Genomic DNA, 14,726 nt, shown 5'->3' on the forward strand with positions numbered 1-14,726 from the left:
ACCCCGTGTCCATCAAAGTCTCCGACCATGTACTCCAGCGCCTGCGCGAATGGGGCGTCGAGCATGTCTTCGCCTATGCCGGCGACGGGATCAACGGGCTGCTCGCGGCCTGGGGACGGGCCGACAACAAACCGGAGTTCGTCCAGGCCCGGCATGAGGAGATGGCCGCCTTCGAAGCGGTCGGCTACGCCAAATTCTCCGGGAAGGTCGGGGTGTGCGCGGCGACCTCGGGGCCCGGTGCGATCCATTTGCTCAACGGCCTCTACGACGCCAAGCTCGACCACGTACCGGTCGTCGCGATCGTCGGCCAGACCAACCGCAGTGCCATGGGCGGCAGTTACCAGCAGGAGGTCGATCTGCTGACGCTCTACAAGGATGTGGCCGCCGACTTCTGCGAAATGGTCACCGTGCCCGAGCAGTTGCCGAATGTCCTGGACCGCGCGATCCGCACCGCGTACGCCAAGCACACCGTGACCGCCGTCATCATCCCCGCCGACGTGCAGGAGCTGGACTATTCCGCGCCGACGCACGCCTTCAAGATGGTGCCCTCCAGCCTGGGCATGGCCGACTACGCCCCCGTCCCCGGCGACGACGACATCCACCGGGCAGCCGAGATCCTCAACGCCGGCGAGAAGGTCGCCGTCCTGGTCGGCCAGGGCGCGCGCGGCGCCCGGCACGAAGTGGAGCAGCTCGCCGACGCGTTGGGCGCGGGCGTCGCCAAGGCACTGCTCGGCAAGGATGTGCTCTCCGACGAACTCCCGTACGTCACCGGCTCGATCGGCCTGCTGGGGACGAGGCCGTCGTACGAGATGATGCGCGACTGCGACACCCTGCTGGTGGTCGGCTCCAGCTTCCCGTACACGCAGTTCCTGCCGGAATTCGGCCAGGCGCGGGCGGTGCAGATCGACAACGACCCGCACATGATCGGGCTGCGCTACCCCTTCGAGGTCAATCTGGTCGGGGACGCCGCCGAGACGCTGAAGCGGCTGCTGCCGCAGGTGCGGCAGAAGAAGCACGGCAAGTGGCGCGAGACCGTCGAGAAGAACACCGCCCGGTGGTGGGAGGTGATGGAGCGGCGGGCCGCCGTCGACGCCGACCCGGTCAATCCGGAGTACGTGGTGCACGCGCTGGACGCGCTGCTGCCGCAGGATGTGATGCTGTCCGCCGACTCCGGTTCCTCCGCCAACTGGTACGCCCGCCATCTGCGGATGCGCGGGGCCATGCGCGGCTCGCTGTCCGGCACCCTCGCCACCATGGGGCCCGGTGTGCCGTACGCCATCGGCGCGAAGTTCGCCCACCCGGACCGGCCCGCGCTCGCGCTGGTCGGCGACGGCGCCATGCAGATGAACGGGATGGCCGAACTGATCACCGCGGCCAAGTACTGGCAGCAGTGGAGCGACCCGCGGCTGGTCGTCGCCGTGCTCAACAACCAGGACCTCAATCAGGTGACATGGGAAATGCGGGCCATGGAGGGCGCGCCGCAATTCCTGCCGTCGCAGTCGATCCCCGATGTGCGCTACGCCGACTTCGCCCGCTCGGTCGGCCTTGAGGGCGTCCGGGTGGAGAAGCCCGGCGAGGTGCTGGGCGCCTGGCAGCAGGCGCTGGCCGCCGACCGCCCGTTCGTGATCGACTTCCGCACCGACCCGGCCGTGCCGCCGATCCCGCCGCACGCCACGCTCGACCAGATCGAGGCGGCGGCCTCGTCCGTCCTGCACGGCGACAGCGACCGCGCCGCCGTGGTCAAGCAGGGCGTGAAGGCGAAGGTGCAGGAGCTGCTGCCGGGGCGGCGGCACCGCGAGGACCGGCCGGGGGCGGACGGCTGATGACACCGTCGGCGGAACCGGCTGCCGGTGCCCGCGGCACCGCTGTGCGGTCTGCCGACGCCCCGGCCGTGGAGTCGGTCGAGACGGCCGTCTACACCGTGCCGACCGGGGTGCCGGAGGCGGACGGCACGCTGGCCTGGGACGCCACCACGCTGGTGACGGTCCGGGTGACGGCGGCGGACGTGACGGGCCTGGGCTGGTCGTACGGCTCCCCCGCCGCCGCCGAGGCGGTCCGCGCACATCTGGCGGCCGTCGTCACCGGCCGCCCGGCGTGGGACGTGCCCGCCGCCAATGACGAGATGAGCCGGGCGGTACGCAATGCCGCCCGGCCCGGTGTGATCGCCCACGCGGTCTCCGCGGTGGACATCGCGCTGTGGGACCTCAAGGCCCGGCTGCTCGGTCTGCCCCTGGTCGGCCTGCTCGGCGCGGCCCGCACCGAGGTTCCGGTCTACGGCAGCGGCGGCTTCACCACGTACGACGACGGGCGGCAGGACCGCCAACTGCGCGCCTGGACCGAGGAGTCGGGCATCCCCCGGGTGAAGATCAAGATCGGCGAGTCATGGGGTGCGCGGGAGGAGCGCGACCGCGACCGGGTCAGCCGCGCCCGGCGGAGCGTCGGCGACGCCGTGGAGTTGTACGTGGACGCCAACGGCGGCTACACGCGCAAGCAGGCGGTACGCCTCGCCCGGCATCTGGACGCGGAGGGCGTCCTCTGGTTCGAGGAACCGGTCTCCTCCGACGATCCGGCGGGACTGGCCGAGGTCAGGGCGGCGGTGAGCGCCGACGTCACCGCGGGCGAGTACGGCTACACGCTGCCGTACTTCCACCACATGCTCGCCGCGGGCGCGGTGGACTGCCTCCAGGCCGATGTCACCCGCTGCGGCGGCATCACCGTGTGGCAGCGGGTGGCGGCCCTCGCCGAGGCGCGCGGTCTGGAGATCTCCGGGCACTGCGCGCCCCATCTGCACGCCCATGTGGCCGCGGCGGTGCCCAACCTGCGGCATCTGGAGTGGTTCCACGACCATGTACGGATCGAGACGGCGCTGTTCACCGGCGCGCTCGACCCGGCCGGCGGCAGCGTACGGCCCGGCGCCGACGGGTCACCGGGCCACGGCATGGCGCTGCGGTCCGACGCGGAGCGGTACAGAGAGCGATGAGCGGTCCGGTGGCCGGGGCGGGCGCGGCGGCGCCGCGGCGGTCCGGGCGTCGGGAGGTCAGAACCCTGGAGAGGAAGACCGGAGCATGCCTTCGACAGTCGTCATCACTGGAGCGAGCGGCGGGATCGGACGGGCCGTCGTCCGGGAGTTCGCCGCCCGGGGCGACCGGATCGGCCTGGTGGCGCGCGGCCGCGCCGGGCTCGAAGCGGCGGCCCGTGAGGTGCGCGAGCGGGGCGGCCAGGCGCTGGTCGTTCCTGCGGACGTGGCCGACCACGAGGAGGTACGGGTGGCGGCCGAGTCCGTCGAGGAGCGGTTCGGCCCCATCGACGTCTGGATCAATGTGGCGTTCACGTCCGTCTTCGCGCCCTTCACCGAGATCGGTCCGGCCGAATTCCGGCGCGTCACGGAGGTGACGTATCTGGGGTACGTGAACGGCACACGGGAGGCGCTGTCGCGGATGATGCCGCGCGACCGCGGCACCATCGTGCAGGTGGGTTCGGCGCTCGGTGAGCGCTCCATCCCGTTGCAGTCCGCCTATTGCGGGGCCAAGCACGCCGTCAACGGCTTCACGTCCTCGGTGCGGACCGAGCTGATGCACCAGGGCAGCGGGGTGCGGATCACGATGGTGCAGATGCCCGCGGTCAACACCCCGCAGTTTTCCTGGGTGCTGTCCCGGCTGCCGCGTCATCCGCAGCCGGTGCCCCCCATCTACCAGCCGGAGGTGGCCGCCCGCGCCGTGCGGTACGCCGCCGACCATCCGGGCCGCAAGCAGTTCTACGTGGGCGGCTCCACCGTCGCCACGATTCTCGCCAACCGGGTCGCGGCGGGACTGCTCGACCGCTATCTGGCCCGTACGGGTTACGACTCGCAGCAGAGCGGCGAGCGCGTGCCACCGGGCCGGCCGGGCAATCTCTGGCGGCCGCTGGACGGTGCGGACGGCAACGGCGGCGAGCGCGGTGATGCGGGCGGCGGCCACGACTTCGGCGCGCACGGCGTCTTCGACGCCAAGGCCCACGCGCACGCGCCGCAGGCCGCGCTCGCAAAACACGCCCGGCTGGCGTGGCCCGCGGGCGCGCTGCTCGCCGGAGCGGCCGTCGCCTGGGGCGCGAGCCGGGCCGGACGACGGTGAGGGCCGTGTCCGCTCAGGATCCCGGTCCGGGTTGTGATCCGGGGGCCGACCGGGATCTCGACCCGGGTGCCGGTCCACGGCCCGGCCCCGGTGCCGATCCTGCCCGGGCGCCGCTCAGGCCGCCCGCGCCTGGCGGCGGTAGCCGCCCGGTGCCTGGCCGAATTCGCGTTTGAAGGCTTTGGCGAAGGCGAATTCCGAGCCGTATCCGGTCCGGGTGGCGACCGTCGTCAGCGGTATGTCGGACTCCCGCAGCAGTTGGGCGGCCGCGGTCATCCGCCACCGGGTGAGATACGTCATCGGCGGCTCCCCGACCAGCGCGTTGAAGCGGCGGGCGAAGGCGGCGCGGGACAGCCCGGATTCGGCGGCGAGCGATTCCACCGTCCATTGCGCGGCCGGCGAGCGGTGGATCGCGGCCAGGGCGGGCCCGACCGCCGAGTCGCGCAGCGCCGCGGCCCAGCCCTGCGCGGTGTCGGCGGGCTGCTCGTCCAGCCAGGCGCGCAGGATGTACAGCAGGAGCGAGTCGATCAGCGTGGGCACGATGCCGTCGGAGCCGATCCGCGGATCGTCCAGCTCGGCGCGGAGCAGTTGGACCGCGGCGCTGAGTTCGGGATGACGGCCGTGCCCGGTGGGCAGATGGATGATCTCCGGCAGCCGGCTGACCAGCGGGTGCGGCCGGGCCTGGTCCAGGTGGTAGTTGCCGCACAGCAGGCTGGCCGGCGGGCCGTCGCCGCCCAGCTGGACCGACCCGATCGGCGACCCCTCGCACATCCGCACGGCCTGGGGCTCGGTGGGCGGCGTCGAGGGATGGTCGGCCAGGATGTGCCCGGACCCGTCCCGTACGAAGATCACGTCGCCCGGGGCGAGCGGGACGGGCGCGGTGGCGCCGTCGAGCGGGACCAGCCAGCAGGTGCCGTGCAGCACCACGTGGAATCCCGCGCCCGCGACCGGCGGCAGCCGCAGGCCCCACGGGGCCCGGCCGTCGGTGCGGACGGACGACGGTTTGCCGGTGCGCATGGAGGCCAGCGCTTCGGTGAGGATGTCCATCGCCGCTTCCCCCTCTCCTTCTGCCCGGGCACACCTTCCGGCCCGGGCTGCCGCGTCCCTCGCCATCAGATGTACCAGAGGGCTCGGACATCCGGTCGCGATCGGGTCACACCGTGAGGACAACCTTGCCCTGGACGTGTCCCGACGCGACCAGCTCGTGGGCCTTGCCCGCCTCGGCCAGCGGGAAGGTCTCCTCGACGTACGGGCGGATCCGCCCGGCGTCCACGAGGGCCGCGATCGCCTCCAGGCTCGCGTGGTCCGGTTCGACGGAGACCCCCGCGAAGCGCCGGCCGGCGGCCGCGACCGTGGCCGCGAGCGCCGCGTCGCCGTGCTCCAGGATGCTCACCAGCAGTCCCCCGGGCCGCAGCACGGTCAGCGACCGCTCGCCCTGCGCGGTGGAGTCGAAGACGACGTCCGCGTCGCGTACGGCCTCGGTGAAGTCGGTGGTCCGGTAGTCGATCACCTCGTCGGCGCCGAGGGAGCGGACGAAGTCGTGCCGGGGCGCGCTCGCGATCGCGATGACGTGCGCGCCGCGCTCCTTGGCGATCTGTACGGCGAGGTGGCCGACACCGCCCGCGGCGCGCTGGATCAGCACCCGGTCGCCCTCCGTGATCCGCGCCGCGTCCACCAGGCCCTGCCACGCGGTGAGCGCGGCCAGCGGCAGCGCGGCGGCCTGCACATGATCGAGGGTAGCGGGCTTGCGGGCGACCTGCCGCGACGGGACGGCGACGTACTCGGCGTAGGCGGTCGCGGCCCTGGGAAAGAACGGCATCCCGTACACCTCGTCCCCGGCCGCGAACCGGGCGCCGGGCCCCGCTTCCTCGACGACGCCCGAGATGTCCCAGCCGACACCGAAGGGCGGCTCGCCGAGCAGCGGGAAGGCCCCCGACCGTACGGCGATGTCCACCGGGTTCACGGCACTCGCGTGCACACGGACGAGGACTTCGCCGGCCAGCGGCCGGGGGCGGTCGACCTCGGCGACTTCGAGGACTTCGGGGCCGCCGAAGGTCTTCTGGATGACAGCGCGCATCAGGATCTCCCTGTGGTCGGTTGTGCGGTGTGCTGCTTGGCTGTGCTCAACCGTAGGGAGATCGAATGAGCCGCTGAATGGCTCACCGTCGCGCTTTTATGTCCCACCGTCTCGCCAGGCGAGCTTTCCGGTCAGGGAGAACCTGACCGGTGGCACGCCTCGGCGTGACGCGGACGAGGCGATCGGGCGGGGGGCTCAGACGTTGCCGCGCCAGGCGCCGCTCTCGGCGCCGCGGGACTCGATGTAGGTCTTGAACCGCTTGAGGTCGCCCTTGGCCTGGCGGCGGACGAAGCCGAGCTTGTCGCCCACGGTGTCCGCGACGCCCTGCGGGTCGTGCTCCAGTTGCAGCATGACCTTGGTGTGCCCGTCGTCGAGCCGGTGGAAGGTCACCACTCCGGCCTGCCGGGCCTCGCCCTCGACGGTGGTCCAGGCGATCCGCTCGTCCGGGATCTGCTCGGTGATCGCCGCGTCGAACTCCCGCGTGGCGCCGCCGACCTTGGTCACCCAGTGCGTGAGCGTCGGACCACGCTGCTCGATGCGTTCCACGCCATCCATGAACTGCGGGAATTCCTCGAACTGGGTCCACTGGTTGTACGCGGTGGTCACGGGGACGTCGACCTCGACGGATTCCTCGACTGCGGACATGGTCCAACTCCTTGTGTTGTCGATCCGTTCGTCGTGCCGTACCCGGACTCGGGTGCCCCACTGCCGCACACCGACACGCCTGATTTCCGCCGCCTCCCGGAGGGCACCCGCAGCGCTGCCCAGCGGTTTTCGTCCGGCGCGTAGTGACCGCGTGGTGGCGGCGTGGTGGCCGTGTGGTGACCCGGTCGGCCCAAGGAAGGGTTTCCTGGTGCACCGCCGGGGCAGGCAGCCGGGCATGGACCACTCGAAGGCACCCGTGCTGGAGGCGTTGGCCGCGTACCGGGCCGAGGAACAGCTGCCGTTCACCCCGCCGGGCCACAAGCAGGGGCGGGGAGCGGATCCGCGGGTCACCACGGTGCTGGGCGAGAGCGTCTTCCGCTCCGATGTGCTGGCGACGGCGGGGCTCGACGACCGTACGTCGTCCCATGGGGTCCTGGCGGAGGCCGAGGCGCTGATGGCCGACGCCGTCCACGCCGATCACACCTTCTTCTCCACCTGCGGCAGTTCGCTGTCGGTCAAGGCGGCGATGCTGGCGGTGGCGGGCCCGCACGAAGAGCTGCTGGTCAGCCGGGACGCGCACAAGGCCGTGGTCTCCGGGCTGATCCTCGCCGGGATCAGGCCGGTCTGGGTGGAACCGCAGTGGGACCCCGACCGCCATCTGGCCCACCCGCCGGCCCCGCGGAGCTACGAGGCGGCCTTCGACGCGCACCCCGACGCGCGCGGTGCGCTGGTGACCAGCCCGACCCCGTACGGCACGACGGCCGATCTCGGCGCGATCGTACGGATCGGGCACGCGCGTGATCTGCCGGTCATCGTGGACGAGGCGTGGGGCGCGCATCTGCCGTTCCACGACGGCCTGCCGCAGTGGGCGATGGACGCGGGGGCGGACCTGTGCGTCACATCGGTGCACAAGATGGGTTCCGGCTTCGAGCAGGGCTCGGTCTTCCACTTGCAGGGTGAGCGGATCAGCCCGCAGACGCTGGCGGCGCGGGCCGATCTGCTGGGGACGACGAGTCCTTCGGTCCTGCTCTACGCGGGGCTCGACGGCTGGCGGCGGCAGATGGTCGAGCAGGGCACGCGGCTGCTCGACGGCGCTCTCGCGCTCGCCGGGCGGGTCCGGGAGGCGATCGAGGAGATCGACGGTCTGCACGTCCACGGCCGCGACGACTTCTGCGGGCCGGGCCGTGCGTACGGCATGGACCCCTTGCAGGTCTTCGTCGACCTGACCGGCCTCGGGCTGACGGGCTATCAGGCGGCGGACTGGCTGCGCGACCGGCACCGGGTCAATCTCCATGTGTGCGACCACCGCCGGGTCAGCGCGCAACTGACGTACGCCGACGACGAGGAGACCACCGCCCGTCTCCTGGACGCGCTGCGCGATCTCGCCCGGCACGCCGACCGTTTCGAGCCCGCTCCGGCGATCGAGATCCCCTCCCCCGCCGAACTCCGCCTGGAGCAGGTGCTGTTGCCGCGCGACGCCTTCTTCGGCCCGATCGAGACGGTGCCGAGCGAGCGGGCCGCGGGCCGGATCGCCGCGGAGATGCTCACGCCCTATCCACCGGGGATCCCCGCGGCGCTCCCCGGCGAGCGCCTCAGCCCGGAGGCCGTCGCCTATCTGCGCTCCGGCGTGGCCGCCGGCATGGTCGTCCCCGACGCGGCCGACGGCACCCTCGCGACCGTCCGCGTCGCCGTCGAGGGCTGACACGCACGGTGACCGGCACGCGAAAGTCCGCCCTTGTGGTCATCGACATGATCAACACCTATGACCACCCGGACGCCGACCGGTTGGTGCCGTCTGTGCGCGAGGTGCTGCCGGCGGTCCGCACCGCGATCGGCCGGGCCCGGGAGAGCGGCATCGACGTGATCTATGTCAACGACAACTTCGGCCGCTAGCGCTCGCACCGCGACGAGCTGATCACGGCGGCGCTGGCCGGCCGGCGTGCCGATCTGGTCGAACCGGTGCTGCCCGACGACGACTCGCTGTTCGTGGTGAAGGCCCGGCATTCGATCTTCTACCAGACCCCGCTGGAGTATCTGCTCCAGGAGAACGGCATCGGGCACGTCGCCCTGTGCGGGCAGGCCACCGAGCAGTGCGTGCTGTACTCCGCGCTCGACGCGCACATCCGCCATTTCGACGTCACGGTGGTCCGCGACGCGGTCGCCCACATCCATCCGGAGCTGGCCGACGCCGCGCTGCGGATGATGGAGCGCAATATGGGCGCCCGGCTGGTCAGCGCCTCCGACCTGCGGTTTTCCGGCACCGGGGGCGGTCGCTGAGCCACTGCGGCGAAGACTTGTTTGCGGGGTGCGGATACGGGCATGCGACCTTCGTGCTTCGGACTGGAGGCACGTCCCCGGGAGTGACGACCGCTCCGGACGTATGCCGCTGACCGGTCGTCCGACCTGATTTTCCGAACCGGTCGTCTTCCGGGACCTCCTTCCCCCACCGAGACAAGTCGGTGATGGTCATGACCCCGCGCATGAAGCAGAAGCATTCGCACGACGACGCCCCCGACACCGCGGCGGACTTCCGCCGCCTGTCCGCCCTCCCCGAGGGACCTCCCAAGGAACACCTGCGGCAGTCCCTGGCGACGGCCTGGCTGCCCATGTCCGACCGGCTGGCCGGCCGCTACCGCAACCGCGGCGAGTCCTGGGAGGACCTGCGGCAGGTGGCCGCGGTGGGTCTCGTCAAGGCCGTCAAGGGCTACGACCCCGGGCGCGGCACGCCCTTCGAGGGCTACGCGGTGCCCACCATCGAAGGCGAGATCAAACGTCACTTCCGCGACTGCATGTGGGCGGTGCACGTCCCGCGCCGCGTCCAGGAACTGCGCAGCCGGGTCCGTGAGGCGTATCTGTCGCTCGACGCCGCCGACGGACACGCGCCGACCGCCGCAGCCGTCGCCGAGCGCGCGCTGCTGACCGAGGAGGAGACCGCGGTCGGCCTGGCGGCTCTGGAGAGTTTCTCCTCGCTCTCCCTCGACGCGGGGCAGCGCGGTGGTGGCGAGGACAACACGATGCTCGGCTCGATGGCCGACACCCTTGGCGACGTCGACACCGGAGTCGACCTGGTAGTCGACCGCGAGGCGGTGAAGCCCCTCATCAGGCGCCTTTCGGAGCGTGAGCGGATGATCTTGTACATGCGCTTCTTCCAGGACAGGACGCAGAGCAGCATCGCGTCCGACCTCGGCATCTCCCAGATGCATGTGTCCCGGCTGATCAGTACGTCCTGCTCCTGGATCCGCGCCCAGATCATGGCGGAGAGCCCCGCCCGCGCCGCCCAGAACTGAGCCGTCCAGAACTGACCGACCGGACCGGCCGCGGCAGGTGCCGAAGCCGGCCCCGGCGGGCAGGTCACGGCGCGTCGCATCACGGCGCGGAGCCCTCCCTGTCCGGGGCCGCGTCGCCGTCGGGCCAGCGGAGCAGGGCGCCCAGCCCGCCCACAGGGATGTCGTCAGCGCCGCTCGTCGCGTCATCCGTGGACTCACCCTCGCCGCTTTCTGCCGCGGGCAGCAGGAGCACGTCGGCGGACGTGGCCACTGCGGCCCGCAGCAGGGCGTCGTCGGCGCGCGCTGCAGTCGGCTCGTCGGCGGACTTACGGACCGCGATCCGGTCCGGCTCGGCGCCGGTCCACACCTCTTCGTGCAGCGCCGGTGTGTCCTGGCGCAGCAGGAGCGTCGCGATGCGGTGCTCGCGTGCCGCTTCGACTGCCGCCGGTACACCCTCCACGGCGTCCGTGGGTCGGTCGGAGGTCACACGTCCGGCGCGGAAGCGGTCGAGCACCTGTTCCCTGTGGCGGCGCAGGTGCTCCTGACGGGCCGCGTCGATGTCGCGTTCGAGGGGCGCCGAGTCGGCGCCCGCGGCCCGGCCGCCGTGATCGCTCGACGCGGTGATGCCGCGGACGTCGGCGGGCAGCCGTCCGAGCACGGCCTCCCGTTCGCGCGGGTCTCCGGCCAGTACGAGGACGGCCGGTTCGCACTCCTTCACCGCGGTGGTCAGGGCTTCGGCGATCTGTCCCGCGTTGTGCTCCCAGGTGTTCTCGACCTTGAGCTGGAAGTGGCGTTCGGACCAGTCGTTACGGCCCGTACGGTGCACCGGCCACCGCTGTCCGCGCACCCGGCCCACGTGCCGGGACACGAAGTCCCGCAGTTCGAGATCGGCGCCGGTTCGGTCGATCCGGGCCAGCAGGCACGGCACATCGGCGGCGTAGGCGTCGAGCAGCGGAGCCAGCCGCGGCAGCGCCGACCAGTGGGCGCCCGGGCGGCGGGGCGGCACGGCCAGGTGGAGCAGCAGGACGACCTGCCCGGCGGCCGCGAAGACCGCGCTGCCGTAGGGACTCTCGGCGGGCGTGACAGCCTCCAGGACGTCGCGGACCGCGCCGACGGTCGCCGGGTCCGCGCCGTCCCGCCGGAGCGCGCGGCAGACATCGCGCACTTCGAGTTCGCGTTCCTTGGCTCCCGACTCGTCGGTGTGGCCGCCGGCGACGTAGGCGCTCGCCCAGGGGCCGGACCGGGTGGTGAGGGGCCGCAGCGGATCCATGTTCATCGGTCGGTGTCCTCCATCGGGGCGTGCGGTATGGCGTCCAGGGGGCGCCGGTACGGTCGCGGGTTCGGGTCGGCGCGGGTCGGGTGGCGCAGCTCAGCGGTCGGTCGTCCGCCGCGCGGGGTGCCGGGCCCGGCGGCCCAGCACGGCGGCGTCCGTCACGGCCACCAGGAAGAGCAGGGCGCAGACGCCGGCCAGTACGGCCAGTACGGTCCTCCCGGGCGCGTCGCCGGAGCCGGATTCCGCCGCCCACCAGGCGAGCAGCCCGGCGCCTACGAGAAAGACCGGGGCGAAGAGCAGGGACAGCAGGAGCCGGAGCCGTCCGGCGGTCCGCGCGCGGACCGGTTCCGTACCGGTGTGTCGTTTGCTGGTGGTGGACACAGGTCGCTCTCCTTCCGGACCGCACGCCGTCCCCGGCGTGGTCGCCCGGCGGGTAACCGATCGGGAGGCGCGCAAACGTCCCAAGTGGGACCATTTGCCGCGTCAGCCGATGTAGCGGCGCGCCTCGGACGTCCGGCGAGCGCGTTCCAAGGCGGCCAGGTCCGCCTCGATGGCGGCCGGAACCGGGTCGCGCCGGGCCAACACCCAGGGAAGTCCCGCCAGCGCGTACGCGAAGGCCCGCACCGACGCCGCGTCCCGCGGCACCGTACGCAGCAGCTCCCAGGTGCGGCGCAGCGCGGAGCGCCACGGACGCCGCAGCCAGGTGAACCACAGGGTGTTGCGCAAACCCACGACGCGGCGTGCGGTGCTGTCGCGGACCGCCGAGGCCGCGTGATGGATCGTCAACTCCGGTACATAGCACAGCTCCCAGCCCGCGCGGCGCAGATCGGTGGCCAGCAGCTCCTCCTCCCCGCCGAGCCAGAGCCCTGGGTGGAAGCCGCCCGCCTGACGGAAGGCGGTCACGCGCAGCACCGTGGCCGCCGCCAGGAAGGAGCCGATCGCCGGGCCCGGCAGCCAACTCGGGCCCGTCAGGGGTGAATCACGGAGATCGCCGACCACCGGATCCTCGGCACCTGCAGGTTCCACGACAATCCGGGCGTTGACTCCTGCCAGGCCGGGGGCCGCGTCCAGGAGATCCGCGGCGCGGCGCAGCGAACCCGGCTCCCACCAGGTGTCGTCGTCACAGAAGGCCACATAGGGCGTGCGTACGCGGCGGACGGCGACATTGCGGCCCACCGCGCCCAGATTGCGGTCCGCGCGCAGCAGCGTCACGCCGGGGAAGTGGCGCTCCACCGCTTCCGGAGTACCGTCGCCCGAGGCGTTGTCGGTGACAATCACCCGCGGATGTTCCGGCAGCCGCGTCAACAGCCGCAGCGTACGGAGGAGTTCGGCGCGTCGGTCGCGCGTGATCACCACGACGGTCAGCCGGTCGTCGGTCATCGCGTCCGCCCTCCGGTACGGTCCCGGTGCTCGTCCAGGCAGCGTGCCGCCTTCTCGACGGCGAGGGGCAGTGCCCTGCGCCGGCGCAGCGCCTTGGGCAGCCGGGCGAGGACTCCGTGCAGCGCGCTCACGGAGTCCGGGTCGCCCGCCGCCGCGCGCACGGCGAGCCGCACAGTCCTTCTCAGCGCGAGGCGAAGCGGTCGCCGCAGCCAGTCGGTGAGCAGGGCGTTGCGCCGCAGTAGCGCCGAACGGCCGGGCCGCGCGCCGGAGTCGGGGTCGTGGCGCGCGATCACCGTCGGCACATAGGACAGGCCCCAGCCACGCGCGGCAAGGTCGTAAGCGAGCAGCGTCTCCTCCGCGCCGAAGAAGAGGACTCCGTGATAGCCTCCGGCGTCGAGGAACGCCGTGCGGCGCACGACGCAGGCGCAGCCGAGGAAGCCCAGGACGGGCCGGCCGGGCAGGTCGGCGGCGGGTGGCAGCGGCGAGCCGGCAAGGGCCGCGTTGAGCGGATCCTCGCTCCGTTCGGGGCCGACAACGGTACGGGCGGCCAGCAGTCCGAGCCGCGGGTGGGCGTCCAGCAGGTCGGCCGCGGCGCGCAGGGCGCCTGGCGTCCACCAGGAATCGTCGTCACTGAAGGCGACGTACGGCGTGACGGCGTGGCGTACCGCGAGATTGCGGCCGAGGGCGCCGGTGTTGCGCCCGGGGGCCAGGACGCGCGCGCCCGCCCGGTGGGCGCGCGCCGCGGCGGCCGTGCCGTCCTGCGACGCGTTGTCCACGACGATGACAGGCGGCCGCTCGGGCAGGTCGGCCAGCCGGTCGAGCACGCACAGCACGCTCTCCCGGCGGTTCCGGGTGATCATCGCGACCGTCGTGCGTGGATCGGCGGCGGGGGCGGCGTACGGCGTGGGCCGGGCGTGCCCGGTGTCATCGGACATGGCGCAGGCCCCCCGGCCCCGGTACGGCGGGCTCCCGCACCCGGGCGAGCGCGGCATCGACGACCTCGGCGACACGGACACGCAGCAGTGACCGGTCCGGGCGGCGGCCGTTGGGGTCGCCGGGGGCACCCTCGTGCCAGAGCACGGTGTGCCGCTTGTCAGGCGGCGGGCCCCACAGCCGGGGGGCGACCGGTCCGAAGAGGGTGACCGAGGGCGTGCCGTACGCCACCGCGAGATGCGCGGGTCCGGTGTCCGCGCTGACGAACACCGCGGCGTGCGCCACGAGCGCGGCGAACCGCGCGAAGGGCAGGTCGTACGCGAAGTCCTCACCGGTGAGCCAGGCACGCTCGCCGACCTCGTCGAGCGTCGGCCCGTCACCCGGTCCGCCGCTGACGACGACGCGCAGGCCCGCGGCGCGCAACTGCCGTACGACGGCGGCATAGCGCCATGCGGGCCAGCGCCGCGCCGCGGCGTTCGCCCCCGGGTGGACGACCACCGCGTCCGGTACGGGTGACGGCTCGGTCGGAAGCCGAAGCCGCAGGTCGGACGGGTCGGCCGGGATACCGTACGCCCACAGCAAGCGGCACCAGCGCGTGCGTTCGTGCTCGTCGGAGCGCCGTCGCGGGGCCGTGTCCGGCGGGGTGCCCGGCCGGGCGAACGAGAGCAGGCGGCGCGGGTCAAGCTCGGCGAGCGCACGGTGGCTCTCGGGTCCGTTGCCGTGCAGATCGACGGCGACATCGGGCGGCGGTCCGGTCCAGTGCCGCAGTGACGGCACGCCGCGACCTGGTGCCTCGGCCGGAAAGACGGTGTCGACCGCCTCGGTCGCGGCCGCGGCCTCGCGCAGCCCCTCGGGCGCGGCGAGGACGAGTTCGTGCGCCGGGAACGCCCGCCGCAGGCCGCGCAGGGCCGGCACCCCGGCCAGCAGGTCCCCGAGCCCGAGGGCCCGCAGCACCAGCAGGCGCCGCGCCCGGACCGGCCTCCGTCGCCTCATGACGGCCGCTCCTGACGTCCACTCCTGCGGTGGCCCGCCCACGCCTCCGGTGT

General features: G+C 72.9%; 13 protein-coding genes and 1 pseudogene. 6 read left to right on the top strand and 8 right to left on the bottom strand.

What is annotated here, in order from left to right:
• The first annotated feature begins 5 nt into the window (after window positions 1–5).
• The 3 genes from BM076_RS27510 (at window position 6) to BM076_RS27520 (ending at window position 4,109) form a co-directional block, all read left to right on the top strand.
• Window positions 6–1,823 carry a thiamine pyrophosphate-requiring protein gene (locus BM076_RS27510; protein ID WP_177246647.1) on the top strand — a complete coding sequence of 606 codons (1,818 nt, stop codon included), beginning with the start codon at window positions 6–8 and terminating at the stop codon, window positions 1,821–1,823.
• A gap of 68 nt (window positions 1,824–1,891) precedes the next feature.
• Entirely contained in the window at window positions 1,892–2,980 is a 1,089-nt protein-coding gene (locus tag BM076_RS27515; RefSeq protein ID WP_245796436.1) for an enolase C-terminal domain-like protein, read from the top strand.
• An 85-nt stretch (window positions 2,981–3,065) separates the two neighbouring features.
• On the top strand, window positions 3,066–4,109 hold the full coding sequence (locus tag BM076_RS27520; RefSeq protein ID WP_093716421.1) for an SDR family oxidoreductase: 1,044 nt from the start codon (window positions 3,066–3,068) through the stop codon (window positions 4,107–4,109).
• A 114-nt stretch (window positions 4,110–4,223) separates the two neighbouring features.
• On the opposite strand, the gene BM076_RS27525 is transcribed toward BM076_RS27520, so the two are convergent.
• The 3 genes from BM076_RS27525 to BM076_RS27535 form a co-directional block, all read right to left on the bottom strand.
• Complete coding sequence (locus BM076_RS27525) at window positions 4,224–5,153, bottom strand: AraC family transcriptional regulator (RefSeq protein WP_093716422.1); 930 nt, start codon at window positions 5,151–5,153, stop codon at window positions 4,224–4,226.
• 106 nt (window positions 5,154–5,259) lie between these two features.
• On the bottom strand, window positions 5,260–6,183 hold the full coding sequence (locus BM076_RS27530; protein ID WP_093716423.1) for an NADP-dependent oxidoreductase: 924 nt from the start codon (window positions 6,181–6,183) through the stop codon (window positions 5,260–5,262).
• Between the two features lie 195 nt (window positions 6,184–6,378).
• Window positions 6,379–6,828: an SRPBCC family protein gene (locus tag BM076_RS27535; protein WP_093716424.1), complete on the bottom strand. Its 450-nt coding sequence runs from the start codon at window positions 6,826–6,828 to the stop codon at window positions 6,379–6,381.
• A gap of 235 nt (window positions 6,829–7,063) precedes the next feature.
• Between BM076_RS27535 and BM076_RS27540 the strand changes: the two genes are divergently transcribed.
• The 3 genes and pseudogenes from BM076_RS27540 (at window position 7,064) to BM076_RS27550 (ending at window position 10,115) form a co-directional block, all read left to right on the top strand.
• Window positions 7,064–8,530 carry an aminotransferase class I/II-fold pyridoxal phosphate-dependent enzyme gene (locus BM076_RS27540; protein WP_093716492.1) on the top strand — a complete coding sequence of 489 codons (1,467 nt, stop codon included), beginning with the start codon at window positions 7,064–7,066 and terminating at the stop codon, window positions 8,528–8,530.
• Window positions 8,531–8,577: 47 nt separating this feature from the next.
• A pseudogene (locus BM076_RS27545) lies at window positions 8,578–9,105 on the top strand (cysteine hydrolase family protein).
• A 203-nt stretch (window positions 9,106–9,308) separates the two neighbouring features.
• Complete coding sequence (locus BM076_RS27550) at window positions 9,309–10,115, top strand: SigB/SigF/SigG family RNA polymerase sigma factor (RefSeq protein WP_093716493.1); 807 nt, start codon at window positions 9,309–9,311, stop codon at window positions 10,113–10,115.
• Window positions 10,116–10,194: 79 nt separating this feature from the next.
• Here BM076_RS27550 and BM076_RS27555 read toward each other — a convergent pair whose 3' ends face one another.
• The 5 genes from BM076_RS27555 to BM076_RS27575 form a co-directional block, all read right to left on the bottom strand.
• The gene (locus BM076_RS27555) at window positions 10,195–11,370 is read right to left on the bottom strand and encodes a baeRF2 domain-containing protein (RefSeq protein WP_093716425.1); all 1,176 of its coding nucleotides are present in this window, start codon (window positions 11,368–11,370) and stop codon (window positions 10,195–10,197) included.
• A gap of 93 nt (window positions 11,371–11,463) precedes the next feature.
• On the bottom strand, window positions 11,464–11,748 hold the full coding sequence (locus tag BM076_RS27560; RefSeq protein WP_093716426.1) for a hypothetical protein: 285 nt from the start codon (window positions 11,746–11,748) through the stop codon (window positions 11,464–11,466).
• Between the two features lie 102 nt (window positions 11,749–11,850).
• On the bottom strand, window positions 11,851–12,747 hold the full coding sequence (locus BM076_RS27565) for a glycosyltransferase family 2 protein (RefSeq protein ID WP_093716427.1): 897 nt from the start codon (window positions 12,745–12,747) through the stop codon (window positions 11,851–11,853).
• A complete protein-coding gene (locus BM076_RS27570) occupies window positions 12,744–13,682 on the bottom strand; it encodes a glycosyltransferase family 2 protein (RefSeq protein WP_093716428.1) in 939 nt (312 codons plus the stop codon). Before BM076_RS27570 ends, BM076_RS27565 begins: the two co-directional genes overlap by 4 nt.
• Window positions 13,672–14,673 (bottom strand): glycosyltransferase family 9 protein, encoded by a 1,002-nt coding sequence (locus BM076_RS27575; RefSeq protein WP_093716429.1) that lies wholly within the window; start codon window positions 14,671–14,673, stop codon window positions 13,672–13,674. Before BM076_RS27575 ends, BM076_RS27570 begins: the two co-directional genes overlap by 11 nt.
• Window positions 14,674–14,726 lie beyond the last annotated feature (53 nt).

It is taken from the genome of Actinacidiphila alni, assembly GCF_900112845.1.
GTDB lineage: Bacteria > Actinomycetota > Actinomycetes > Streptomycetales > Streptomycetaceae > Actinacidiphila > Actinacidiphila alni.

Coding starts and splice junctions, on each gene's coding strand:
- BM076_RS27520 (WP_093716421.1), top strand. CDS start 3,066: ATGCCTTCGACAGTCGTCATCACTGGAGCGAGCGGCGGGATCGGACGG.
- BM076_RS27525 (WP_093716422.1), bottom strand. CDS start 5,153: ATGGACATCCTCACCGAAGCGCTGGCCTCCATGCGCACCGGCAAACCG.
- BM076_RS27530 (WP_093716423.1), bottom strand. CDS start 6,183: ATGCGCGCTGTCATCCAGAAGACCTTCGGCGGCCCCGAAGTCCTCGAA.
- BM076_RS27535 (WP_093716424.1), bottom strand. CDS start 6,828: ATGTCCGCAGTCGAGGAATCCGTCGAGGTCGACGTCCCCGTGACCACC.
- BM076_RS27540 (WP_093716492.1), top strand. CDS start 7,064: ATGGACCACTCGAAGGCACCCGTGCTGGAGGCGTTGGCCGCGTACCGG.
- BM076_RS27550 (WP_093716493.1), top strand. CDS start 9,309: ATGAAGCAGAAGCATTCGCACGACGACGCCCCCGACACCGCGGCGGAC.
- BM076_RS27555 (WP_093716425.1), bottom strand. CDS start 11,370: ATGAACATGGATCCGCTGCGGCCCCTCACCACCCGGTCCGGCCCCTGG.
- BM076_RS27565 (WP_093716427.1), bottom strand. CDS start 12,747: ATGACCGACGACCGGCTGACCGTCGTGGTGATCACGCGCGACCGACGC.
- BM076_RS27570 (WP_093716428.1), bottom strand. CDS start 13,682: ATGTCCGATGACACCGGGCACGCCCGGCCCACGCCGTACGCCGCCCCC.
- BM076_RS27575 (WP_093716429.1), bottom strand. CDS start 14,673: ATGAGGCGACGGAGGCCGGTCCGGGCGCGGCGCCTGCTGGTGCTGCGG.